This window comes from Candidatus Seongchinamella marina (genome assembly GCF_026262685.1).
Taxonomy (GTDB): Bacteria; Pseudomonadota; Gammaproteobacteria; order Pseudomonadales; family Halieaceae; genus Halioglobus; species Halioglobus marinus.
Map to the genome: position 1 here is coordinate 1 of NZ_SHNP01000001.1, position 24896 is coordinate 24896.

The following is a 24896-nucleotide window of genomic DNA, read 5'->3' on the forward strand; positions in this document are numbered from 1 at the left end:
ACTGGATGATGCTTTAGTTGAGTCCACCGAGAACCTGCTGCTTAACTTGAGCAATGCGAGCAATGCCACGATCGCCGATCCGCAGGGCGTGGTGACAATTCAGGATAACGATAACCCTCCACCCGAGACACCGCCGATCGCCAATAATGATGAATTCACTACCGATGTGAACGAGTCTGTGTCTGGCACGGTCTTCCCCAATGACGTTCAAACGGATGGTGATGCCTTCACTGTTACGAGTAACACTGATCCTGCCAATGGATCAGTGACGGTTAACACTGACGGTACCTTTGAATACACACCTGATGAGAACTTCAGTGGTGTAGACACCTTTACCTATACAATCTCTGATGACGATGGCAGCGATACAGCGACTGTAACAATCACCATCAATGGCTCGGACTCTCCATTTACGGTTGCTGATGACGAGGATGCCTTTAGTGAGGCCCAGGTTGAGGGTGGTGCTGAAGTGGCGGGTAATATCAACGTACTGGATAACGATAGCGATGACCCAGATGTAAACGATAATCCGGTTGAGGTTGTTCCCGCTGCAGGCGTACCCGCATTATCGACGTTGGATAACGTACAATTGGGTACGATTGATTTTGCCGCTGATGGCACATACAAGTTGACGCTGAACGCAGAAGGCCAGTCGCGCGCGAACGCGTTGAACAATGACGAAACTTTGGCAGTTGCGGCGGATTACACCGCAACCAATGCGGACGATCCTGCACAAACTGAAGACGCGACACTGACGATTACGATTAACGGTGTGGATGATGCCTTTGTTGCCCGTGATGATGTCGATGCGTTCAGCGAGAGCGCGGTTGAAGCGGGCCAGACGGTTGATGGCAACATCAATGTGCTGACGACTGCACCGGGCGTTGATGGACCTGATCCTGATACGAACGACAATCCGATCACGGTTGTGGCTGCAACGGGTGTTGCTGCGCTGTCGACTGCTGACGATGTACAGCTGGGTACGATTGATTTTGCCGCAGATGGTACGTACAAACTGACTTTGAACGCGGAAGGCCAGGCGCGAGCGAATGCGCTCAATAATGGAGAGACCCTGGCTGTTGCGGCGGATTACACCGCAACCAATGCGGACGATCCTGCACAAACAGATGACGCGACACTGACGATTACGATTAACGGTGTGGATGATGCCTTTGTTGCCCGTGATGATGTCGATGCGTTCAGCGAGAGCGCGGTTGAAGCGGGCCGGCCTGTTTTTGGCAACATCAATGTGCTGACGACTGCACCGGGCGTTGATGGACCTGATCCTGATACGAACGACAATCCGATCACGGTTGTGGCTGCAACGGGTGTTGCTGCGCTGTCGACTGCTGACGATGTACAGCTGGGTACGATTGATTTTGCCGCAGATGGTACGTACAAACTGACTTTGAACGCGGAAGGCCAGGCGCGAGCGAATGCGCTCAATAATGGAGAGACCCTGGCTGTTGCGGCGGATTACACCGCAACCAATGCGGACGATCCTGCACAAACAGATGACGCGACACTGACGATTACGATCAATGGTGATAATGATCAGCCGACGATCGATATTGATATTGTCGAGAACGAAGTCTACGAGTCATATCTCCCGGGCGGTACAGATCTACCTGCCAGTATTGATACGCCTTTAACTGCTTCAGGCACGATCACGTTGTCTGATTCAGATGGACCTGAAGATATGGTCCAAATTCGCATTGGTGGAGCCTTAGCCAATGGTGGATCCTTAGGCAGTCAAGTGGTGACTCTGGCTGAGCTGCAGGGCCTAGAGGCTGGTTTGGTGTCTACCATTCCACTTTCTAATGCAGCGGGCGTTGAATATGGGGATCTCGTACTAAATAGTTACGACAGTAATACCGGAGTTATCGAGTGGACGTATACGCTTGATACGGTAGTCGATAACGATTTGCAGGCCGAGATAGATAACTTAGCTGAAGATACTCTGGATCGTACTTATATCACGGTAGAAATCTCTGATAACGGTGGTAGCACGTGGGTAGGCCCCGAGACTGGATCCATTATTGTTTTCGATGATGACCCAATGTTTATGGCAGATAGTGCAATTGTAGTAAGCGCTCCGGACAACAGTAACAATGACCCTGTAGATATTATTGACTGGACCGCTGGTGCCGACGGTTTTGCGAGCATTACCTCTAATTCAGGTGCAGCTGAAATAGAGTCCTCGTCTGCAGACACTGTGGTTATTAACCTCCTGGACGGAGGCGAGATAGTGGCTGTTCTGACGCTTAATGCTGATGGTACTGATTCGTTAGTCGTGGTCGATCGGCCGCCCGAGATAGTAGAGGTTGCGCTTTCTACAGCCTCTGTGGTGGCAGGCGGTCCAATTGTCGGCTATATCATCACTGACGAGATCTCTGGTTTGGAGACCCTTGTTACTGGTTCTGATGACGTGAACCCCAGCAACCAGGGTTGGGCTATTGATGATCAACAGGTCGATCCGGGTGAGGAGATTAGCTTTGCGTTTTCAAACGCAGAGGTTGAGAGTTTTCAATTTGACGTCGTGGGGTTCACTGGGGGTCAACAAGCTAATAACGTAGCAACTCTGGATATTCTGATTAGCTACAATGAAGGTGGCTCAACTCCGCTAAACGGTGTAAATGTGAACGAAGACGGCACATTTACGACCAATGACTATGCATTGGATGCCGGTAAGACTATTGCATCTGTGAGTGTAACGAGCGCCGAAGTCGATAAGGGTGACGGTTTCAGGCTTAACGATGTGCTGGCTTTTGCGATTTCTGAGAACGATCCTGATGATCTCGATTTTAACTTTACTTTGAATCTCGTAGATCAAGATGGTGACAACGCCAGCCAGGACTTTGAAATCACCTTGCGTGGATCTGAGGAGGGGGATATCTCGATCAGTCCTGTGGCGCCAATCACGATCGACCTCAACAACGATGGTGTGGACTATGTTTCTCGAGATGCGGGCGTGGTCTTCACCGATGAGGAATCTGGTGAATCGGTCAACACCGCCTGGGTCGGCCCGGACGACGGCCTTCTGGTGATCGATGCTGATCAGTCCGGCACTGTTAATGAAGCGAAAGAGTATGTCTTCACTGAGTGGAGTGATACCGCAGAGACTGATATGGAAGCAGTTGCTGAAGTATTTGATACGAATCAGGATGGAGTGCTCGACGCGAACGATGAGCGTTTTGATGAGTTCGCAGTGTGGCAGGACGCCGACTCTGACGGCGTTACTGACGAAGGTGAGTTAACTTCTCTGGTTGACCTGGGCGTGGATAGCATCGCTCTGGACTACTCAGCTGAGAGTACTTCAGGCACAGCAGCTGACGGGGATGTGGTTATTCACGGACAGTCTGCAGTAACCTGGAGCGATGGTAGCACTACGGTTGCAGAAGACACATCCTTTGCAACTGAGTCACTTGATTTGAGAGACCTTCTCTCTGACGAGGGCGCGAACGACGATCTGTCTGCCTACTTGAATGTTTCTTTTGATGGCAGCGACACCGTCATTGAAGTGAGCAACTCTGGTGGTTTCGCCGATGGCACCACTGATGGCGTGCAAATTGATCAAACCATTACCGTCGAGGGAGTTGATTTGGTGGGCAGCGATGATTTGGCCGCAGCCATCCAGAACATGTTGAATAGCGGGCAGTTAAGTACCGACTAGATTCTTAACAGAGTATGATCAATCCCTGCTGTCTCGCGATGGCGGGGATTTTTTTTGAAAAGAGTGAGATGGTGTTGCCGTCTAGGCACAAAGATTTATGAATGTGCCTGGTAAGATTACGGTCAATTCCCGCCATCGGGCTCGATTACACCTTGACTGCTGGCTTACTCAATGTGGGCTATTTCAGAAAGGACGCAGCTCGGGGAAGGAAAAAAGACGTGTATTTCATCGATAGTCTTTTTTGGTATAACACTTGGGCCACACACGGGGGCTTGCGTTGATCAAGTCTGTGCTTGTTAGAACCGCTTGGCCATTACAGACTCATCTTTTGAAGTCGTCATTCCTAAATGATGAAGTAGTTCACGCAACTCGAATTCTGCGAGATTGACGTTTTTATGGATAGCCGCAGCGCCTGATTCTTTAGCGTAATTTTGTGCCGTCTGAAGTAGTTTTATCGCCACAACTGTGCCTAGGCTCTTCGGATAGTGCAGGTCGGTAATAACGGCTAACGATTGCGCAAGAGTCAATGATGTAAGTGATTGCACGCGGACAAAACCTTGTACTTGGGTTGTATCGTCGACGTAGACAAAAAGCTCGCACTCGTCCTGGGTGACGGAATGTTCCACGAGCAATCGAGCTGTGTCTCGGTCTTGAGTGATAGTTGATGTTTTAATTAGGAGATCGGTAACTTTGTCTATGTCTTGCTTCGTCGCAATACGGCATATTGCAGCGGTATCGACTGCCGAGTCCTCATCTATGTGTTGCGGTAGGTCATACGCCCAGGGAAAAACGCTGCCGAGAAAAGACTGGTAAAGCACTCTGTGTGCATCAGGTCCAGACCAGCTTTTATGGTAGTAGGCCTCAGACCAGAATCCATCGATCATGGAGTAAAAGGCGGTGGCGATAGCTTCGTGATTCATACGCTTGCCAGCATCATCCATAGCCAATATACCTTTACAAAACTCTGCAATCATTGCGTAGTTTAGGTTTTCGGATCTATCGAGTAACAACTGGGTTTCCGGTGTGTTATTTTGATTCGTATAGTAACAACACAAGGTGCAAATCTTTTCTCTACTGTCGGCTGAGCCCGTGTCGAGAAGCACTTCAAATGCTGCGCTGAGCCCCGCCACGGGGTTGTTTGCATAGGTCTGGCTGGTTTGAAGAACCGTTTCTTCAAACTCTTTACTCAAATCAAAAATAACCTGATGAAGCAAATCTTGCTTGGTGTTGAAGTAAAAGTTGACTGCAGCTGCGCCCAGGCCGGCGCGCCCCGCAATCTTTTTTAAGGTGGCACCGTCAAGGCCGTTTTCGGCGATCACCGAATAGGCAGCAGACAGCAACTGCTGTCGCCTATCAGGACGACGGTTTAATGTATCTTTGGTTTCCATGGCAACGTTTTTAGCTTTGTTTTTCACACAGAGTAACAATTTTTCCCTCACCTGTCTCTGTACTCCCGCCGGTTGTGCCTACTTATCGAGCTAAGTTTCTGCGCTTTGCGTGCAAATTAGCTGGCACGGCGGCAATGTGTACTTATAATGTTTTGACGAACAGACAGTCTGTGCCGGTTGATTGGGCTGCTTTTGGTAGTTGTGCGCCTGGGAGATGGTTGATGCCGTATGTGATGCGAGATGAGAAAGGGGTTGTGGTTGCCGTTAGTGCCGTGCGCGCGGCCGGCTTTGAAGAGCGATTGGATTCAGGTTCACCCGAGCTGACGCAGTTTTTGAATGAGCAAGATGCGGCCAACTCATTGGACGCCACTGATAAAGACTTTGTTCGCGTACTTGAGGACGTGGTCGAACTACTGATTGCAAAAGGTGTCATTTTATTCACTGACCTTCCCGGGTCAGCGCAGGATAAGATCATGCGCAGGCAAAGATTGCGAAGTGAGCATGCAGGTAAGTTAGATTTGATTGGCGAAGATTAAGCAGTAAGTCACGGTCTTCTATAATTGCACGTAGCCGGATTGCCGTCTGTCTGGGAATGAGCAGGACGTCACTGCGAGTTCAAAAAAATCTCCTCAATGACGCCGAAGCCATTACTCTGTTAATGAAATCCCTGGCCCAGTCGCACCATCTGCACCAATCTCCAGCATGGTTTGCCACTCTTGCTCAGTGCGCACTCCTTCCGCGTAAACCTTCACGCCAATAGAGTGACCAACGGTGCACAGTGTTCTCAGTAGCGTCTGGTTGGCGGAGTTGTTTTCGATATCCCGCACGAAACTGGCGTCTATTTTCAGGTAATCCAGGCCCACATCACTCAGGTTGCCCAAGTCAGAAAGCTGATGCCCCACGTGCTCAATACCGATTTTGCAGCCACTGGCCTTGACCCTTTTGCACAATGATTTAAAGTTTTGAATGTGCCGGAAAGCCATAGCCTCAGGAATTTCAATCCATAGGTTTTTAGCGGCAGCGCTCTTGGCGGTGAATCGCTCACCTATCCAGCTGACGAAGCCTGGCTCTACTACCGCGGCCACTGACAGGTTAATAGCCGTTGGATAACCGGTGGTCTCTATAGAGCGCAGCGCCAGGTCAACCACGTGCTTGTCTAATTCTGAAGATATCTCCAGGCGATTAACCCACGGCAGGAATTGACCAGCAGACAGTTTTTCTCCTTGCCACTTGAGCCGCACCATTGCTTCGTAATGAATTAATTCGTTTTCCAGACCAACCAGGGGGAAGTAATCGAGGAGGAAGTTTTGATCACGGAATGATTGCTCCAAAATTTCACGCCATTCCTCCATCTGTTGACGCACAGGTTGCATCTGGATATCGCCTTCAAAAGCAACGCTGATACTGGACTCGCCCTCGCGCTCGTTGGCAAGAAGGGCGCCATCCAGCCGGGTCATTATTGAGCCGATTGTATCGCCGTGCGCGTAAATGGTCGTTGCCGCTGGAAGCAGTATGCCTTCATCCATGCTGCGTGCCTCTAGTACCTGGCGTATCCCGTCCTGCATTTGTTGGGCAGCTTCATTAGGGTCCATCGCACGTGGCGCTAAAATGGCAAAGTCTGAGCCATTAAGCCTGCACGCAGCCCAGCGGCTATGTGACATTACGATTCGATTGAGCTCATTGCCTACTTCACTGAGTACGCCGTCCATGGCCGCACGACCAAACAACTGGTTCATGCGCGCCAGGCCGGTGATGCGCAACAGGGTGAGGCTACCGGTGGCGTTGACGTCATCACTTTCGAGAGCGGCATCTACAGATTTCATAAATGGCTCACGGTTGTTCAATCCAGTGACCTTATCTACGTGTGCTTCTCGCTGCCACTTCTGCAAGCGCTTCGCCTCTTGCCCCAGAACGTGTTTGATGCGCGCCGACATCTCGTTCATAGCGCTGACGACCTGCTTAAATTCCAGTGTGCTGGGCTCGGGGATGGTAATGAAGCGGCGGTTACCAATAGCCTGGGCCTGTTCAACAACATCATCCAGCGGTTTAAGGATGCGTTTTAGCACTTGCCCGCCCAAGAAGCCTGAGATCAGCATTGCCACCAGAAAAATGAGAGCCAGCATCTGCGCGCTCTGCCACAAACGCTCATAGGCAAATTTAGAATGGCTGCGCAGAGTCAGCGTGCCCACTTGCTGCCAGCCGGACTGCACCGTCGCAATGCCAGCATCAACGTTGATCTCGAACGCGGTTACAAACCAGGAGGGTGCCTGGTCGATAGGTTGCTCATCCTGGCGCAGTATCTTCAACTTGCCTTCAGGGTCGCGCAGTTCTATCAACTCGTAGAAACCGGTATCAAACTGGGCAGAAAGGGTTAGCTCAAGCAAGATATCGTCTGCGCCCTGTTGGGTTAACGACAAAGCCAACGCTGCAGCGTTATCGGCGTTCTTCATTGAGATCTGCTGTTCCAGATAGGACTTGGCGGAAACAGTGGATACCAGAAAGCTGCCGCTGAATACCAGCAGTAGCAGCACAATGATCGCTATCCAGAGTTTTTTGTGTAATGACATGTCAGGCTCCGTTACTCATTCGGTTTATCCCAGTCCTTCAGCCGCTGCGCGCTGCAGCAGATCTCTCCAGCGAGAGAGCTTGGCGCCGGGGTTGGTGGTCGCTGGCGTTGCTGCGCCGCCCACCCAAAGGCCCCGGCTGTTAAAACCGTAAACTGGCGTCAAATCGGTACGCTTGGTGGCTAGGTAAATATCTGTGATCAGATTATCGAGAATTTGGGGTACAGCAGCAGGGGTAGGGTAGTAGGCCAGTACCATGTGAGCTGCGTGAATCTTGCTATTGGGGCCGCCCATTTGAGCCTTTACGTAGGTAATGCGGAGCTTGTCGATGTCTACACCCGCTAGCACCAACATTGAATATTTGGCGATGGCAAAGTCTTCACAGTCACCCCTGCCGTTGCCCATGGTTTCCAGCGGAGTGGCCCAGTAGTCTTTTTGACCCCAGGCTTCGGGGTCTTGTACCCAGCGAATTTTTCGGTTGAAGAACTTATTGGCGGCGTCGAGCTTTTGCGCCTCTGGCATGCTTTTCATTGCCTCGATCGTCTCGTTCCACTCATCGACTAAATTGACGGTATCTTGTCCGTAGCGCTGAGAGGCCAGCGACCGCATGCGATCCAGGTCCAGCTGTCCCCAGACCAGGGTAGTAAATACAATGCATACCAATAGAGCCAGGCAGGTGCGCTGGAAGGTATGGGTTGCCTGGGAAAATCCGTGTCCCAAAATCATTCTCATTTCAATTTTGTTGGTAAAACTACTCTCACCTTCAGTTACAGGTGGACGAAATGTAATATTAGACTACTTTTACACTAACGGCAGGCCGACTTATACCACTTGGGGCATATGGCCGTCTGAAAATGTGACTAGGATAAGAGTTTTTTGTAATCAGTGACCGATATTGCATAATTTCGTCTATACTGACAAGCTCGGAAAAGTAAACACATGGAAAGTGTGGGGCGCCGTGTATCTGCATCGGTGAATTCAGCCAGAAGCTATAGGGAGTTTGCACAATGGAAAGTAAAAATATAAAGCTGTCAGCATTGACGGCAGTAGTAGGGATGACAGCAACATTGGCTTTTGGCCAAACACAGGTCCCAGTGGGGCTAGATACAGTTACAGATTTTAGAACCGCGGTAACACAGGGCGTTTTGGTTAGCCCGAGAGTCAACGCTGACTGGTATAACTTCGAAGCGACGCGAGAGGCTGAGCGTGGTGCCAGAGGCGGTTACCTCCCTAGCGTGGATTTGTATTCCGAATGGGGCCGAGAAGAGCGAGAGACGCCACTGATCGACCTGGGAGATTACTCCCGCGATGCCACCCGCTTCAGCATCACCCAGATGCTGTTTGACGGGTTTGGCACCAGAGATCAGGTCGCTGCATTGGGTTTCGCCAAGTTGTCCCGTTATTACGACTTCAAACGCGCTTCGGAAGAAGTAGGCCTGGAGGCCGCTGGAGCGTATTTGGACACAGTTAAGTTTCAGAACCTGGTGAAATTCGCCGAAGACAATTACATCGTACACAAGAATGTGTACGAGAAGATTGAGGAGCGCACCGGTGGCGGTGTTAGCCAGGGCGTAGACCTTGAGCAGGCCTCTGCTCGTGTGTCCCTGGCGGAATCCAACCTGGTGACCGAACTCACTAATCTGCACGATGTGATGGCGCGCTTTCACCGTGTGGTCGGCAATTTGCCCGGCGACAATCTTGCGATGCCTTCGGTACCGGTCGGCCAGATCCCTGAGTTGCGGGAAACTGCGCTGGAGATGGCTTATCAGCGTAGCCCAGTTATAAACGCGGCCATTGAGAACCTGCGGTCTTCGCAAGAGTCATTGAATGCGACCAACGCGCCGATGATGCCTCGCCTGGATTTGCGTTATCGAAACGAGGTAGAGCATGACACTGATGGCCTTCAGGGGCGATTTGATGAGGAGGCAGTGGAAGTCGTGCTGTCGTACAACTTGTGGCGTGGTGGTTCGGACAGTGCGCGCAAGCGTGAGTACTACAACCTCTACAACGCAGCTATCGAAGAGCGTAAGCAAGCGTGTTTAAATGTTCGTCAGGAAGTCACTATTGCGTTCAATGATGTGGAAGCGCTAGAGCGCCAGGTCGAAGTGCTGCAACGTAACCTGATCTCCCAGGACAAAACTCGCAGGGCTTACCGAGACCAGTTTGATATCGGTCAACGCACCTTACTCGACCTGCTGGACTCCCAGAATGAGTACTTCGATACTCAGCGCGCTCATACCAGTGCAGTAACGGATTTGGGTGTGGCTCAGGCACGCACGCTAGCCAATATGGGCTTGCTGTTAGCAGCGCTTGAAATGGACGGTCTTAACGCAGACAAGATTGCTGAGCTAGATCTGGATTTTACCCGCGATGGTGACGATGAGAACGCCCAGGCGCTGTGTCCACAGGGCGCACCATTATCCGCTGCAGTTGACCGCGATGCTTTGTTTGCCCGTTTGAACGCCAGCGCTGACCCAGCTGTCGCTGCCGCTTCTGCGGCTGCACTTGCCGGGCTTGCTGCCGGCAGTGACCGCTATCGTGCGGTAGACGGTGATATGGTTTCTCTGGAAGTGGATGTTCAGTTCGATTTCAACTCTTCGGTCATTTCTTCTGCCTATGACAGTGAGATTGCCAGATTCGCCGGGGTTTTGCGCGAGAATTCTGGCGTGCGCACTACTGTAGAAGGACACACTGACTCCAGTGGCGAAAACAACTACAACCAGTGGTTGTCTGAACGTCGCGCGAATGCGGTACGCGACATGCTGATCAATGAACACGGTATTCCGGCAGAGCAGCTGGTGGCCATTGGCCGCGGTGAGGACTATCCGATTGCTGGTAACGATACTGCTGAGGATCGTGCCCGCAACCGCCGCGTTGAGCTGGTGATGGACACGATTGAGTAACGTCAGGAAAGGTTAATCAAGGGCGCCTCAGGGCGCCCTTTTTTTGTGCCTGCCGGTTAGCGACAGAACTCATCAATTGCGATGGCAAAATTCAGGCTCTGGCCTTCAGCGATCGTGAAGGTGGTAATGCCCACCAGGTAACCCGAACGATCAAATAAACCGCCCCCGGAAGAGCCGGAGGAAATTGCCGCGTCCGTCTGGATTAACCTGAGCCCACCGCGCGAGCGCTTCTGGCCGACGATACCCCTGGAGAGCGAGGTCTCCAGGCCTTTGGGGTTGCCTATAGCAGCCACATCTTCGCCAATTTTGACCGCAGTGTAACTGCGACCGCGGCGGACGTATGTGGGTAAGTTGTTGCCCACTTCTAATATGCAGCGATCGCCCTCGCGGTCGGAAGCTTTAAGTCGTGCGGGGAGACTCCACCCCATTCTCCGAATTGTGATTTGTTTGGGGTTTTCTATCAGATGGCAGTTTGTAATGAGCTCACTGGGTGATACTGCCACAGCGGAACCCCGGGATTTGCTGTTGCCGTTGCGGGAGTCCACGGTCCATATAGCCTGGACGTTGGCCTCGAATACCTCATTCCAGCCTAACTCCCTGCCTGAATACTTCAGGTTACTGCATAACTGTGCAGTGGTCGGGGACCAGGCGGGCCAACCCGGAAGATAGTTATTGACCTGCGTGCGTGATGCTTTATTGGCAACAGGCACACCGGACGGCCTCTGGAAGTTTAAAGCCGCTATAAAATCGTAACCCTTGTGAGAGTCCTGTCTGGCCTCATCAATCACCTGCCGCTGAGCTGAACTCATCAGCGCAATGCGTCGGTCTACAAATTTTTTTCGCCCGGTCTCTCGCGAATAGTGGGTACTGGTGAAGTTGTCCTCAGCGCAAGATCCCCATTTGGGGTTTTTAGCGAGCAACAAGCCTTCCTGCCAATAATAGTAACCAATGTTCCAGTTTTCGTGGGCGGGGCTGCCGCCGAAATACAGTTGACCTAGGTTGAGCGTGGCCTGGCAGCGTTCCTGCTGCTTGCGGCTATTACCGGCGATTGACTGAAGATAACGTAACGAATCGTTGTGCAGACCTCGATCACTCAATGACTCGGCGTAAGCAAGTTCAAGTGACTGGTTGCCATTGTTTACAGCAATACCGAGGTACTTGAATGCTTTGTCGACATCACGCACCACGCCTGAGGTGTCTCCAGCGTAAGCCCGATAAAGATATGTGCCTGCGTCCGCGAGCTTTTTGGGGTCTGTGCCTGAGTCGGTGTAGGTCTCAAGCAGTTCAACCAGATTGGACTTCTGGTTATTCGCGTCATAGTAGGACACCAGCGTTGCCAGTGCTTCGGTGTTTCCCGCTCGCACCAGTCGGGTGCAATTTGAAATTTCCCTGGCCTTGATGTCACTTAGCTGCTGGGAGTTGAGTGTTCTTTGGTAGCGAATGCGGCCGCTGCTGTCCTTACCCTGGTCGCTGACAATACTACTCGGGCATCTGCCGCGATCAAGATTACTGGCCGCGTTGGCACCGGTTGCGTCTTTTTTCCCAGAAGACGCACAAGCCTGAAGCACAATAAGTAATAACGTGGTAACTATAGGTGAATAATAATTCGGGGCCTTCAAATGGAGTACTTCCGAAATTCTATCATTGTCCTGGCGAGTCAACGGAGAGTGCGCAGATCCTGCTCATAGCCGCATAAGAGACACTCGACTCCAAGTGCCAATCATTAAATGCGCCTTGTATTAACCTCATTTCACGCTGACTGGTGGGATTTTCATTGATATCGATATTGGCCCGCCGCAAGCACCGCACCACATCCCCTGTCACCACAAATGTGTCCTTACCCATATTGCGCAGCACGCGCTGTCCGCTCATGCCACCCAGACGGCTACCGTGCTTTTTCATATGCTGGAACAGGCCGATGAGGTCATCTTCGGGCCAACGACTGACAAATTTGCCGAAGCTACCATGTTCTTGTTGTATGTCGACAATGTACTGGGCGTTGGCCTGAATACTTAATACTTTCTGTCTATTGCGAATGATGCGCGGGTTCTGGGCGAAACGATCAATTTGATCGGGGCTTAGCATCAATATTTTTTCAGGCGGAAAGCCGAAAAATACGTCTTCAAAATCGTCCCACTTGCGATCGACGACGCGCCAGACAAATCCCGCCTGGAAAATGCAGTGGGTCATTTCCGAGAGCCATCGATTGTTGTTGGTGGTGGCTAGCGCCCTGGCGCTGCGGGCCTTTGGCATCAGCCCCGCCACTGCTTTCGCGCCGCCATGGCGCTCGCAGGCACGTTCGTAAATCGAGGAGAATTTTTCCATGGCTCTAGTGTAGAGGATTGATTCAGTCCTCGCTATATTAAGGGCAGTACATGCCTTTCGATGCCATCAATAAGATTTATAACTGCAAGAGTAGACGCCATCCCCGAAGCAAATAGTGCTCCTAATAATACCGCCCCAGCTGACGTCGCCTTAGCACTTGCGGCGCCACAGAAAGTGGTGGCGCCAATCAGTGGTGCGGACGCGGCATCGCCGATGATGCAGTTGATCATTGGTGGGAGCATAATCGGTGGCGCATTGCTGATGTTTGCTATTACCGGTGTGTTCATGAGTTTCCATTGGACCCTGCGTCTGGCGGCCAAGATCATCGTCGCATTTGGTCATGCCGTTTCTTATGTGTGGCAGGGCTTTATTGGTTACCTGCCTAACCTGGAGACAATTATTTTTATTATTGTTGCCCGTTATGTCATTCGTCTTATCGGCCTTATTGTCGAGGACATAAGTAGTCGTCGAATCTATCTAAAGAATTTTTATCTCGAGTGCGCCGATACCCGTGGCAGGGTGGTGGAGCGATCTACTTTTGTGACACGTATTCAATCGTTGAAGAATGTCATTGTCTCTATTCCTAATTCCATGGTGCTAACCAATATCATCATCAATTACAGCAAAAACTCAGGGCAGAGTGGCTTGCCGGTTCACACCGGCGTGACCATTGGTTATGACGTGCCCTGACAGACTGTCAATAAACTGTTGATTGTCACTGCCCAAAGAACTGAACATATTGTTGAGAACCCAACCCCATTCGTACTGCAAACGTCGCTGGATGATAACTATGTCAGCTATGAAATTAACGGCTGAACTAAACATCCGGAAGAACTCCCGCGCATTTACTCCAATCTACACGCCAATATTCTGGATGAATTTCACGGCCAAAAGGTTGAGATTACTTCGCCCCAGTGCCGTTCGGTGCGCGATGGTGGCGATTCTACGATCCCCGAGGTGATTCTTCGAAAACCGCTAGAGAAAGAAACGTAAAAAAACTATGGCCTTTTTACTCGCACTTCCTGCGGATAAACCGGAGCAGTGAGTTCGTCTATTATTGTTGTGATAGCCATCAAGCTTCTATCCTGTGTTAATAGTTTTGCTATGCCGTACATCTGTATTTTCAGAAACTTCAGTTGCGGAGGCTCAGCGACTTTTAGGGAACATTTTTTTTGACCATAGGTACGAATCCAAACGTTGCAAAAATGTTCGCAGCTGTTGAACGAGGCATGATTCAGCTTGGAAAAACCTGCATTGGCTGCCAGGAGGGCATCTCTCACCCAAATGCCTAAGGGGTTATTCCTGTGGCAAACGATAGGCGAGTAAGACATTTCCCGGCAGCTGGCCGAACATGGAATAGCCCGACTGCAGGTACAGCCAGTCGCCAGCGATGACCTGTCCGCTGACATCCACGGCTCCACCATGGCCGGTAATTCCATTAGCGCTATCGAAAGCTTGTGCCGACTCCGTGCGCCACAGTATTTTTCCAGTATCAATATCGTAGGCCCTTAACACACCATTCAGTCCCGCGCTGAAGGCCAGGGTATCAGTAGTGATTGCGGCGGCTGACAGTCCGTAGAAAAAAGAACAGGAATATTGATCTTGTAAACTGATCTTGCGGGTAGAGCGAGTGTTCTCCAGGCCGCTAAGTAGTCTGTTTTCTGGCCTTATCTCGCAGTCGCGCATCACCGGTTGTTCCCAGATGACTGCGCCTGAGGCAAGGTCAAGGGCATACAGTCCAGGCCTTGGGGTGTAGTCTTGCCTGTCGCGTTCTGGGTCCGCCACAGGCACAACCAGAGTGTTGCCGCTCAGTGACATGCCCCAGTGAATGCCGCCGTTGGTCGTGCCATCACTGACACGCTGGTGCCACAGCAATTCGCCTTGTGCAGAGGATGGCTCAGGATTGAGTGCGTAAACTTCACCTGACTTCTGGCCGGCCAGCAACAGCTCTCTGCCGCCCGCATCCTCTGCGATGATGACTGAAGCGCCGAAGTCGAAATCTCCGCCCGGATTTTCAGGGCAATTGGGACCGTCGCCCCAACAGCCAGCATTCCAGACGTCACCTTCAGTGGCCTGAAACTTCCAAGCCAGTTGGCCGCTGGCCATGTCCAGGGCAATGATAGCGTCGGAAGTGTCGGTAGCGGGATGGGTCATGTTCTCGCCGGTGCCAAAATATAGGCGTCCGCGCTTTGAATCAATCGCTGGCGTTGTCCATACCGAGGCACCGGAGGGGCCGAAAATATCGATACCGGCGCGGGTCTGGCCGCGCAGGCTGGCGTCTTCTGTTGCATGCCATTCCCATAGGCGCTCGCCTGAATTTGCATCCAGCGCGATCAGGCCACCGTGCGAGTGGCAGCAGGCGTAATGAGGGCTGCCGGATACGGCCACTTCATAAGAAGAAACAGGCACGAATAAACGGTTATTGTGATAGCTGATCGACCCGGTAATGACGGAAGTGTCAAACAAACGGGCACTGTGTTGCCAGCGTACGTCCAGAGTGATCGGGTCAACAGCGAAAATAGAGGCCAGGGAATCTGCGAACACCAGCGACTCGACGCCTTCGTTCGAGGTGATCACCGTGATGGCAGAGCGGATGCCACTCAAGACTTCGGTGTGACGTAAGACGCAGCCGCGCTGACGGTCAATCGCATAAAGCTTGCCGGTCTTGTCGCCAAAATAGAGGGTATTGCCAATGATCGCGGGTTGCGAGCGCATGTCAGTGACCTTGGGGAAGGCGAGCGCCCAGGCGAGCTCTAACTGATCTACGTTGCTGCGTTTGATGCCAGTCAGCTCGGGGTTTAGGTAACGTCGGTTGTCATCGCCCAGGCCCCAATTGGTCACGAAGCGAGTAGTGCTGTCTTTGGGTGTGCCGTCGCAGCTGTGGTCCGCAATCCAGGCACCGTGATCACCGCCTGCGCCACTGAGATAGATTGCTATCAGGAACTGCTCGCGTTGGCTCAGATGAGCCGCCATGGGTTGCATCTTGCCAAACCCCATAGCAATTAGAATGCTTTCCCGAGAGAAGCCTGATAAGGCTTCTCTTGTCGGAGCATGAGCAGCGGAATTGTCATGGCAGCTAGCGCAGCTGTCGTCGAATAATTTTTCACCGAAGTAGGCCAGGGGTAGTTTATCGGCATGGCGAATGGCAAACGTCTCAAGGGCCTTGATTGGCGCGTCCAGAGTAGCCGTGTAAATGACGAGGCCCGCAACGACGGCAGTGATCACAAACAGAACTTTCTTCATCAGCGGGCTCAGTTCTCTGGCAAGGCGAATGCGAACAGGTAATCACTTTGCTCGCGGTTAAACATAAAGTGGCCACCAGCATTAATCACAAGGTACTGGCGACCGCGGTAAGTGTAGGTCATGGGCGTAGCAGTGGCATCCACGGGAAGCGTGTAACGCCACAAAGTCTCGCCACTACTGACGTCAAAAGCGCGCAGCTGCCTGTCCATAGTGGCACCAACAAAAAATAGGCCCCCCGCAGTAGCGATGCCGCCTCCCAAATTGGGAGTGCCCCATTCGATATGGAAAGGTAAGGGGAATGGGCCCATCTCATGGACCGAACCGAGCGCCGTCTCCCACAGGATCTTGCCTTTGACTAGATCGACCGCTATCAGCTTGCCCCAGGGCGGTGCGCTGCAGGGAATGCCCAGCGACGAGACCAGGGTACCGAGCTCTACGGTGTATGGCGTGCCCTTCATCGGTACCTGAAAGCGCTGCCCCGAGGTGGGGTGATCGCCGCCGGCCTCCGGCGGAGGTATGCTCGCCGTTGCAATCAGCTGGCCGGTGAACGGTGCTGTATTGATGTTGAGAATCAGGATGCCACTGTCTGCCAGCACCGCGCCACCGCCCCAGTTGGCGCCGCCCAGGCTGCCAGGCAACAGCAGGGTGAGTTTTTCACTCAGTGGCGTGAACAGCCCGAGACTATCCAGCTCCTTTAGCTTTTTAGCGCACTGACCCCTGTCCCACGGGGTTAAACCCCAGGCCTGGTCAGGCGTGAGAAAGGTGTCCAGCAAGGGGGGCGGTGCAATCGGCTTGGGTTGCGTCGTAGCTGCCATTTCGCCAGGTATTTGCGAGGGCGGAACCGGCTGCTCGGTAATCTCCCATAGCGATTCGCCCGTGCGCCGGTCCAGCACAAACACAAACCCCTGCTTGGTCGGTTGCGCGAGCGCGGGAATACTTGCGCCGTTCTTTTTCCAGTCAAACAGAATGGGCTGAGCCGGGCTATCGTAATCCCACAGGTCATGCCTGACGTGTTGAAAGTGCCAGCGCACTTCACCTGATTGTAAATCAAGCGCTACGACGCTATTGGCGTAGCCGTTATCTCCTGGTCTGTTGACTCCGTAGTAATCCGGTGAGGCCGCGCTGGTGGGTAAGTAGAGCAAGTTCAGGTTTTCATCTATGGACATGGGGGCCCACACATTGGCGCCGCCACTGTTCTTAAGGCCAGCTACCGGATCGAAGCTCCAGGTCAGTTTTCCGGTCAAGCTATCGAATGCCTGCACGGTGCCTCGTGGCGCTTTTGCATAGTGAAAGTCGATAACCGCAGATCCTGCGATGATCAGGCCAGCGGCCGCCACTGGTGGCGAAGAATTACTGATGTAGTCGGTCGACATGTCATTGCCGAACTGCCCGACTTCGCCTTTGTTGCCGAAATCTTTGCAGCGTTTACCGTCTAGCGCATCCAGTGCGATCAGGCGACGGTCATAGGTGATGGTAAAAATTCTGTGGCGACAGGGTTCACCAGGAGTTACTCGTGTTTCCTCGTAATAGGTTACACCCCTGCAGCGCAAAGGACGCTCGGTTTGTACATTGATTTTCGGGTCATATGCCCAGCGTTGTGCTCCGCTACCCGGGTCCAGCGCCATCACTTTGTTCAGGGCTGAGCAGTAAACCAGCGAAGCCCCCGCCGCAGGTGGCAATAGTATGGGTGTGGATTGGCCAGAGGTCTTTTGCAGGAGATGGTCGGGTAGTTTGCTGTCGCCGCTGCGATGAATCCACGCCACCTCCAACTGATCTACATTGTTACGATCAATTTGAGCGGCCGCGGAATAATGGGTACCGCCGCTATTGCCGCCGTAGAAAGGCCAGCCCTGCGCCCAACCTGTTAGGGAATAAAGCGCCAGTGCGGTTGCTGCTAATAAGCGCACGATGATCAGTCGACCAGGGGAGTGATACGCAACAAAGTGGGTGTTGCTCCCTCTGACTGCCAGGTGGGGAAGTGGGAGTTAGTGGTGTATACCGCGCCGTCTTGTTCCGAAATTTCAATGTCGCGGGTAAAGAATCGTTGGCGAGGCATGGGGAAGACCTTCCAGCCTTCGGTGGCAATATCGAAGCTCATAATGGTGTCGGATTGGTTGCCGTTGACCCAGACGGTACCTCGATCCCTGTCCACATTCAGTGCATAAGGCAGTTCGTTGATGACCGGTAATTCGTAATCCGTAAAGTCCTTGCTGATCGGGTCGTATTTCACCAGCAGGCTATTTTGGAACGCGACTATCCAGATATTGCCATTGGCATCGGCGCGCAAACGCCTGGGCCCGCTGTAGGGGAAATCGATCATGGTGATCTCACCGGTGTCAGGCTCAATGTGTGCCAGGTCGTTGGCGTAAAGTCGTGCAACCCAAATTCCGCCATCGGGCGCAACATCGATGCCGTAGGGCATGGGTAAGCCAGTGGAATCTCTATCGGCCGAGGGCAGGGGGCGATCTTCTGGGTCAAGAAGAAACAGTGCTGGCAGTGCCTTCAAGATCAGCCATTCCTGTATCCCGCGGGCGGGAAGATCATAGAGTGTGAACTCGGCGCTTTCTCGATCAAACATGGCGACTTGTGAGGAGAGGGCGAGAGTAAACCAGATCCGGTCTTGCTCGTCGGTGCGAATGGTGTGTGGATAAAGCCCTGCGGACATTTCGTGAGTAATGAATTTCTTTGTGGTTACGTCAAACTCCAGTAATGCTTGCTGCAGGGACGGGGTGATAAAGATATTGCCGTCTTTTTTTGAATAGGCAAAGGAATGGACGCCCATATAGTTCTGCATTTTAGGAAACAAGGTGAAGCGGTTACCCAGGATGCCACCCACTCGGGCGTCTCCCTCGTGAGGGACTTTGTAAACCGTATATTCCCCGGTCTTTGGATCAATTTCGTAGAGTCTGTCGAACAGGTTGTCGCCAACATAGACAAAACCATTGGGATGCAGCAGGAAGTCGTGCATTTGTGAAAAACCGTCACCGATAGGCCACTCGGTCATTTCGATAGCTGCCAGGTGAGTTTCCCAGCGGCGCGGCGCGGGGACTTGTTCGGGGTTTTCCCTAAGATCCCGGTACTCTTTCTGTAATAATGCTGCCACGGGTTGAATATCATCTCCCGGAAGGCGAGCGCCGTAGGTATTCATGCGCTCTATAACGCTGACCCATTGCTCCACGGTGCGCTCGTTGCGCATAAAGGGAGAAGCTTGCTGATGGCAGAAAGAGCAGTTGAGTTGGAACACTTCTTTAAGGGCGTGATCCCCACCAAATGCAAGTTGGGATAGCCAGACGTTGGATGGGTAGCTGGCAATCAACTCCTGAGAATTCATCGGGCTCAGTTTCAGGTTGCCCACTGCACTATTGGAATAATTGTCTTTGAAGCCCTGCGCTCGAACGCGGTAGCTGTACTTGCCCTCCCGGGCAATATCAACCTGCCCCTGGGCATTGGTGAAGCGAGTGACAGTGACCGCTGCAGTGTTGGTGATACCGTCTGGCGCATAGCCGTCGTCGCTGAGATCGGGAGTGGGTGTGTCTAGTGGAGTGCGCGTCACCATTGCCTGGGGGATCGGGTTGCCCTCAGGGTCGCTCACCTGAAGTTGCACCGCCTGGGCGGTCATAGCGAGTAAACAGAACAGGGGGGCGAGCTTGCGCATCATTATTACCTCCGACAGGGCGCTGGCAATTATCCCAGTTTTGTCGATGTAGGTCATGTGGTAGCTCAACCCGGCGCTAACCGGGTCAAGTGGCTAAGGTTCAGCCGCAGTGGGTGCGCAGCAGCAACCGCTTAAAGACGATCGCATTGTGATCGGTGGGATCGCGCTCAGGCTCTTCTGCAAGTTCAATATTGGGGAACCGGCGGTGCAATTCGGAAACGGTCAGGTATAGCTGGCGCTTGGCCAGTGCAGCACCGATACAGAAGCGGGGGCCGTAACCAAACATGACATCCGGGTTGAACTCACGCTCAACATCAAATATCTCGGGGTTATCATAGTACTTGAGGTTGTAGTCTTTCAGATGCGGCATCATCAGTACCATAACGCCTTTGCGCAGTTGCTGGCCCATGAACTGCATGTTATCTGGCGCATAGCGGGCAAAGCCCATCTTGGAGGCTACTCCCCAGCGGCTGATTTCCGAGAAGGCGTTGGAAAAAGTATCCGGGGTAGCCAGTGCCTTATCGATCTGGTCTTTGTGCTTGAGTAGCGAATATACCGTCCATTGCTGGGCGACCAGGGTGGTGTCTGCACCTGCGCCAATCAGTGCCAGAATCATGGTGATGATGTCACCTTCTTCAAAACCTTCGTTCTCTTCTTCGATACGCAGCAGCGTAGACAGGAAGTCATCTTGTACCGGAGCCTGGCGACGTTCGGTAATGACTTCCTTGATGATATCGATGGCCTTGTTGCTGTCCTGACGGGCGGCTTCGCGTTGCTCGTCGGAAATGGTCGGATTCCAGGTTTCGGTGAAGGTAACAATCACCTTCTTGATCTCGGGCCAGTATTTTTCCGGAATACCGACCATGCGGGTAATGGAAATGAAAGGAATATGATTGGCGATCGCTTCTATATAGTCGAAGCTCTCGGGTTCACCCAGTTCGTCGAACAACTTTTTGATTTCCGGTTCAATCTTGGCCTGGATGTTGTCTACTACATTGCGTGAAAATGCTGGAGCTGTCACACGACGCACCACCCGGTGGTGGCTCTGATCGGCCAGGAGGCTGTGGCCAATCATGGCTCGTTCAAAATTACTCCACTCGTCTTCCGGAGGGCGCTGGGGGGCAAACTCCCAGTCGTAGAAATCGGAGGACAGGGGCTCTGTCTTCCAGCACCCCATAATGTCTTCCATCTGGGTCATGATCCAGGCCTGCCAGGGTTCGTACCAAACCAGGGGGCCTCGCTCCGCCAATGCCAGGCATTGGGTGATCGGATCTGTCATGTACTCCGGTGAATTCGGGTTGTATATCTCTGCCACTGGGGGCAGTGATTCGGCGGCCTCGGCCATGGTGTTCTCCGACATGGATGATGAGTGGCAAAAGTATACATATGTGCACTTTTGCTGCAAGTGACAAATCGGCCATAAGCGAAGTGCCGTGGTAGCATGTCCCTAACTTGTTCAGGGATATTGACTGCAATCATGAGAGAAGGATCTTCGTGACCCGGGGTAAACGCACCCTTCTGCTGTTGGTTGCAGCCGCACTGCTGCCCTCCCTGGCCTGGGCTAGTGGTGCCAGCGAGGTATTCACCCGCACTTCCCTGGCCTTGATTCTGATGATTACCCTGGCGGATGCCTGTGGCTTTCTGTTTGAGCGCCTTGGTTTGCCGGAACTGGTGGGGGAAATTTCCGCCGGGATATTATTGGGCAATCTCGCTCTGCTGGGCATCGACTTTAACTTCACCGCGTTGTTGCGAGACAGCGAGTTCATGACTTACTCCTCCGAGTTGGCCCTGGTGCTACTACTGTTCCTGGTTGGCGTAGATTCAGATATGAAGGAGTTGCTTAAGGTGGGCCGTAACGCCGCCACAGTGGCCTTTGCTGGAGTTGCTTTGCCGGTATTGTTGGGTCTGGGGACAGCGACTGCACTGGGTATTAGCGGCGGGATACAGGGTTGGTTTGTTGGCGCCATGCTTGCTGCCACATCAGTGGGAATTACGGCAAAGCTGCTGGAGGCCCAGGGCAAACTCAAGTCGCCTTCGGGCGAGGTTATCCTGGGCGCCGCTGTGATCGACGATGTACTCGGTATTTTGTTGCTGGCTGTGCTCGCCAGCGTGGCTGCCAGTGGCGAATTTCAATGGTCTGCGCTGGTCATCATTGTGGCCAAGGCGCTGCTGTTCTTTGGTGGTGCCTTGTTTATTGGTCAGCGACTGATGCCGCAGATGGTGCACATGGTAGCGCTTACCAAGCATGCCAGTATCTGGACCGGGTTTGCGTTCTGCCTGGCGTTGGGTTTTGCCGAACTGGCCGCCCTTGCCGGGCTGGCTCCCCTGATTGGCGCATTTGTCGCGGGATTGCTGCTGGACGATGTCTATTTTCGGGTAGGCGCTACTTTGCAAAAGCATACTCTGGAAGAACTGATCCGCCCAATCAGCGATATTCTGATCAGTATCTTTTTTGTGGGTGTTGGTGCTCAGGTGCAATTGGAGGTTTTAGCCGACAGTGCAATTCTGCTCACGATTGTAGCGCTGACGCTGGTGGCAATCGGTTCAAAAACAATCGCGGGCTATATGGTGAAGGGGCGAGGGTTTGACCGGCTGGGTATCGGTTTCGGAATGGTACCCCGGGGGGAGGTCGGATTGGTGTTCGCAGCTTTTGCCTTTAGCCACGGGATCTTCATGCCCAAGACATATACTGCACTCATAATGGTGGTGTTACTGACCACGATCATTGGCCCGGCGTTGTTGAAGCCCAGGCTGTCCCGGTTTTAGCCGGCTTCCAGCATTGTTCTCAAATGCGCTTCCACACAGCGCGCGAGGGCGTCAAGGTCGTAGCCGCCTTCCAGTGAAGACACGATTCGTCCCTGGGCGCTGCGGTCTGCGATTTCGCAAAGGCGGCGGGTTATCCACGCAAAGTCATCTTCAACCAGATTGAAATCTGCCAATGGGTCAGCCTGATGTCCATCGAAACCTGCGGATATGAGAATCAACTGCGGCGCGAACTCGGCTAATCGCGGCAGCCAGTGTTCGCTAACAGCAGCCCGGTAGGCGTCGCCATCGCAACCAGCGGGCAGCGGCAGGTTGGAAATATTGGCCGCTTCAGTGTCGTGTCCGCTGTGCGGATAATGAGGGTGTTGGAAGCTCGAGCAGAACAGAATGCGTTCCTCACCCTTGACGATGTGCTCAGTGCCGTTGCCGTGGTGTACGTCAAAATCGACGATGGCCACTCGCTCAAGTCCGTATTGGTTTAATGCGTGAAATGCTGCCACCGTTATATTATTGAACAGACAAAACCCCATGGCCTTGTCATGTTCAGCATGATGACCCGGGGGGCGAACGCCACAGAATACGTGATTGATCGGTCCAGCCATGACCATGTCCACACCTTGCACTGCGGCGCCGGCGGCGAGCTGTGCCGCCCGCAGTGAAAAGGGATTCATGGCGGTATCACCATCGAGCGCGACTCTGCCGTGCTCAGGGGATTGACGAAAAATAGAGTCAAGGTAAGCGCCGTCATGGGCCGCTAATAACTGCGGCTTCTGCACCGGCGTGGCGCTGTGTTGCTGCAGAACTTTATCCAGACCGACAGCGCTTAAGTGGTCATTGATTGCCGACAACCGAGCCGGTTGTTCTGGATGACGAGAGCCCATTTCATGCAATAAACAATCAGGGTGGGTGATATAGCCGATTCTCATGGTTTAGCTCCACTTTTTGCTGATCATGCCTACTGCCGTCTGCTGGTGCAACTAACGTGAAGCAAATATGTCGACACGCTGCGTCGAACCCTTCCTTTGGGAATTGTGTCGTTTAAAACGACGTAGCTGCGCGACAAAGCTCTACTGTTGCGCGCCCTTTGGCTTGCTTATCAATGTGTTTACCAGGGGCCAAGCACTTACGGTCTGGCAATCGGTTATCACTTCCAGTAAAACAGGGGTATGACTAAACAACATCTCCCCGCCACTGATCGCACGGCCCTGGTTCTTACCGGTGGCGGTGCGCGCGCCGCCTACCAGGTCGGCGTTCTCAAAGCCGCTGCAGAAATACTGCCCAAGCGGGCACAAAATCCTTTTTCGATTATTACTGGTACCTCCGCGGGGGCGATCAATGCAGTGGCGCTGGGGGCATCGGCCAACAACTTTCGCCTGGCGGTCAAGAAAGTCGAGCATATCTGGACTAACCTGCGCGTTGAGCAGGTCTATCGGGCCGGTTATCTGGATCTCGCAGGCAGCGTACTGCGATTGATTGGCTCTTTATTTCACCGAGGCACCGGCTTGCATAAGCCATTGTCGCTGCTGGATACAGCGCCATTGGCAAAGCTGCTGGAGCAGGCAATCAATTTTGAAGATCTGGAACGGCGGCTAGAGGGCGGTCTGTTGGATGCTATCGGTGTTACCGCCTCAAGCTATGACAATGGCGAGTCGGTGACCTTTTACCAGAGCAACCTTGATGGCAGTGTTCTGCTGCCGTGGCGTCGGTCTCGGCGCCGAGGAGTGCCGACTCGTATCGCTGTGCAGCACTTGCTGGCATCTTCTGCTATCCCTGCCATACTGCCGGCAACTGCTATTGATGGGACTTATTTCGGCGATGGCGCATTGCGCCAGGTTTCTCCTATCAGTCCGGCCCTGCATTTAGGAGCCCAACGCGTCATGGTCGTTGGAGTCAGCGGTAACCCAACGCATCCGCCAGCAGATCATGTCAACGCGCGGTCCCCCTCATTGGCAAAAATGGTCGGGCATGTCTTCAATAGTGCTTTTATCGACGCCCTGGAAAATGACATGGAGCACCTGGAGCGGGTGAATGAGTTGGTGGGGGTGGTGAAAAATGAGAACCCCCATGCATCGACGGGTGATATGCGTTTGATCGACTTTCTCAGTATTAACCCCTCTATCGAGATTGATGAACTGGTCGCTGATCATATACACCGTTTACCCCGCGCTATGCGCACCGTGCTGAATATCACCGGCGCAACCCCCAAAGGTGGCGGCGCCAGCCTGGCCAGCTATTTATTGTTCGAGGGCAACTTTTGCCGTGACCTGATCGAGTGCGGGTATCGCGATGCCATGGAGCAGCGCGACATGCTTGAGAGTTTTTTCCATCCGCCCGGCACGATGAATTTATAGGCGTTCCCTGCTAATATGACGAGTCATTTTC

The 24896-nt window shown here is 52.9% G+C and carries 16 protein-coding genes; 6 read left to right on the forward strand and 10 right to left on the reverse strand.

Annotated elements, in window-relative coordinates:
* A partial coding sequence (locus EYC87_RS00005; RefSeq protein WP_279251036.1) for an Ig-like domain-containing protein occupies positions 1-3673 on the forward strand: 3673 nt, incomplete at its 5' end.
* A gap of 296 nt (positions 3674-3969) precedes the next feature.
* Here the strand turns inward: EYC87_RS00005 and EYC87_RS00010 are convergent.
* A complete protein-coding gene (locus EYC87_RS00010) occupies positions 3970-5112 on the reverse strand; it encodes a TetR/AcrR family transcriptional regulator (protein WP_279251037.1) in 1143 nt (380 codons plus the stop codon).
* A 170-nt stretch (positions 5113-5282) separates the two neighbouring features.
* Between EYC87_RS00010 and EYC87_RS00015 the strand changes: the two genes are divergently transcribed.
* On the forward strand, positions 5283-5597 hold the full coding sequence (locus tag EYC87_RS00015; protein WP_279251038.1) for a hypothetical protein: 315 nt from the start codon (positions 5283-5285) through the stop codon (positions 5595-5597).
* A gap of 111 nt (positions 5598-5708) precedes the next feature.
* Here the strand turns inward: EYC87_RS00015 and EYC87_RS00020 are convergent, their stop codons facing one another.
* Positions 5709-7628, reverse strand: a complete 1920-nt coding sequence (locus tag EYC87_RS00020; protein WP_279251039.1) for a bifunctional diguanylate cyclase/phosphodiesterase — start codon at positions 7626-7628, stop codon at positions 5709-5711.
* Between the two features lie 24 nt (positions 7629-7652).
* Positions 7653-8351 (reverse strand): transglutaminase-like cysteine peptidase, encoded by a 699-nt coding sequence (locus EYC87_RS00025; protein ID WP_279251040.1) that lies wholly within the window; start codon positions 8349-8351, stop codon positions 7653-7655.
* A gap of 281 nt (positions 8352-8632) precedes the next feature.
* Here EYC87_RS00025 and EYC87_RS00030 point away from each other — a divergent pair, with 281 nt between their 5' ends.
* Positions 8633-10528, forward strand: a complete 1896-nt coding sequence (locus EYC87_RS00030) for a TolC family outer membrane protein (RefSeq protein WP_279251041.1) — start codon at positions 8633-8635, stop codon at positions 10526-10528.
* 56 nt (positions 10529-10584) lie between these two features.
* Here the strand turns inward: EYC87_RS00030 and EYC87_RS00035 are convergent, their stop codons facing one another.
* Both EYC87_RS00035 and EYC87_RS00040 read right to left on the reverse strand, forming a co-directional pair.
* Positions 10585-12147, reverse strand: a complete 1563-nt coding sequence (locus tag EYC87_RS00035) for a S1C family serine protease (protein ID WP_279251042.1) — start codon at positions 12145-12147, stop codon at positions 10585-10587.
* A gap of 22 nt (positions 12148-12169) precedes the next feature.
* Positions 12170-12853, reverse strand: coding sequence for a DNA-3-methyladenine glycosylase I (locus tag EYC87_RS00040; protein ID WP_279251043.1), 684 nt, complete (start codon positions 12851-12853; stop codon positions 12170-12172).
* A 60-nt stretch (positions 12854-12913) separates the two neighbouring features.
* Between EYC87_RS00040 and EYC87_RS00045 the strand changes: the two genes are divergently transcribed.
* Complete coding sequence (locus EYC87_RS00045; RefSeq protein WP_279251044.1) at positions 12914-13543, forward strand: mechanosensitive ion channel domain-containing protein; 630 nt, start codon at positions 12914-12916, stop codon at positions 13541-13543.
* A gap of 606 nt (positions 13544-14149) precedes the next feature.
* Here the strand turns inward: EYC87_RS00045 and EYC87_RS00050 are convergent.
* The 4 genes from EYC87_RS00050 to EYC87_RS00065 are packed head-to-tail and all read right to left on the reverse strand — an operon-like array spanning position 14150 to position 21096.
* Positions 14150-16096 (reverse strand): outer membrane protein assembly factor BamB family protein, encoded by a 1947-nt coding sequence (locus EYC87_RS00050; protein ID WP_279251045.1) that lies wholly within the window; start codon positions 16094-16096, stop codon positions 14150-14152.
* An 8-nt stretch (positions 16097-16104) separates the two neighbouring features.
* Positions 16105-18003 carry a pyrroloquinoline quinone-dependent dehydrogenase gene (locus tag EYC87_RS00055; protein WP_279251046.1) on the reverse strand — a complete coding sequence of 633 codons (1899 nt, stop codon included), beginning with the start codon at positions 18001-18003 and terminating at the stop codon, positions 16105-16107.
* Positions 18004-18008: 5 nt separating this feature from the next.
* Positions 18009-19808: a lyase gene (locus tag EYC87_RS00060; RefSeq protein WP_279251047.1), complete on the reverse strand. Its 1800-nt coding sequence runs from the start codon at positions 19806-19808 to the stop codon at positions 18009-18011.
* A 43-nt stretch (positions 19809-19851) separates the two neighbouring features.
* Positions 19852-21096 (reverse strand): cytochrome P450, encoded by a 1245-nt coding sequence (locus EYC87_RS00065; protein WP_157045143.1) that lies wholly within the window; start codon positions 21094-21096, stop codon positions 19852-19854.
* A 149-nt stretch (positions 21097-21245) separates the two neighbouring features.
* Here EYC87_RS00065 and EYC87_RS00070 point away from each other — a divergent pair, with 149 nt between their 5' ends.
* A complete protein-coding gene (locus EYC87_RS00070) occupies positions 21246-22517 on the forward strand; it encodes a cation:proton antiporter (RefSeq protein WP_279251048.1) in 1272 nt (423 codons plus the stop codon).
* On the opposite strand, the gene EYC87_RS00075 is transcribed toward EYC87_RS00070, so the two are convergent.
* Positions 22514-23440, reverse strand: coding sequence for a histone deacetylase family protein (locus EYC87_RS00075; protein ID WP_279251049.1), 927 nt, complete (start codon positions 23438-23440; stop codon positions 22514-22516). The genes EYC87_RS00070 and EYC87_RS00075 overlap by 4 nt on opposite strands.
* 240 nt (positions 23441-23680) lie before the next feature.
* On the opposite strand from EYC87_RS00075, the gene EYC87_RS00080 reads away from it, so the two are divergent.
* Positions 23681-24865, forward strand: a complete 1185-nt coding sequence (locus EYC87_RS00080; protein WP_279251050.1) for a patatin-like phospholipase family protein — start codon at positions 23681-23683, stop codon at positions 24863-24865.
* Positions 24866-24896 lie beyond the last annotated feature (31 nt).

Excerpts from the sequence above, each read along its gene's own strand:
- EYC87_RS00050 (WP_279251045.1), bottom strand. The coding sequence starts at position 16,096 with ATGAAGAAAGTTCTGTTTGTGATCACTGCCGTCGTTGCGGGCCTCGTC.
- EYC87_RS00065 (WP_157045143.1), bottom strand. The coding sequence starts at position 21,096 with ATGGCCGAGGCCGCCGAATCACTGCCCCCAGTGGCAGAGATATACAAC.
- EYC87_RS00030 (WP_279251041.1), top strand. The coding sequence starts at position 8,633 with ATGGAAAGTAAAAATATAAAGCTGTCAGCATTGACGGCAGTAGTAGGG.
- EYC87_RS00080 (WP_279251050.1), top strand. The coding sequence starts at position 23,681 with ATGACTAAACAACATCTCCCCGCCACTGATCGCACGGCCCTGGTTCTT.
- EYC87_RS00075 (WP_279251049.1), bottom strand. The coding sequence starts at position 23,440 with ATGAGAATCGGCTATATCACCCACCCTGATTGTTTATTGCATGAAATG.
- EYC87_RS00040 (WP_279251043.1), bottom strand. The coding sequence starts at position 12,853 with ATGGAAAAATTCTCCTCGATTTACGAACGTGCCTGCGAGCGCCATGGC.
- EYC87_RS00020 (WP_279251039.1), bottom strand. The coding sequence starts at position 7,628 with ATGTCATTACACAAAAAACTCTGGATAGCGATCATTGTGCTGCTACTG.
- EYC87_RS00060 (WP_279251047.1), bottom strand. The coding sequence starts at position 19,808 with ATGACCTACATCGACAAAACTGGGATAATTGCCAGCGCCCTGTCGGAG.
- EYC87_RS00015 (WP_279251038.1), top strand. The coding sequence starts at position 5,283 with ATGCCGTATGTGATGCGAGATGAGAAAGGGGTTGTGGTTGCCGTTAGT.
- EYC87_RS00025 (WP_279251040.1), bottom strand. The coding sequence starts at position 8,351 with ATGATTTTGGGACACGGATTTTCCCAGGCAACCCATACCTTCCAGCGC.
- EYC87_RS00045 (WP_279251044.1), top strand. The coding sequence starts at position 12,914 with ATGCCATCAATAAGATTTATAACTGCAAGAGTAGACGCCATCCCCGAA.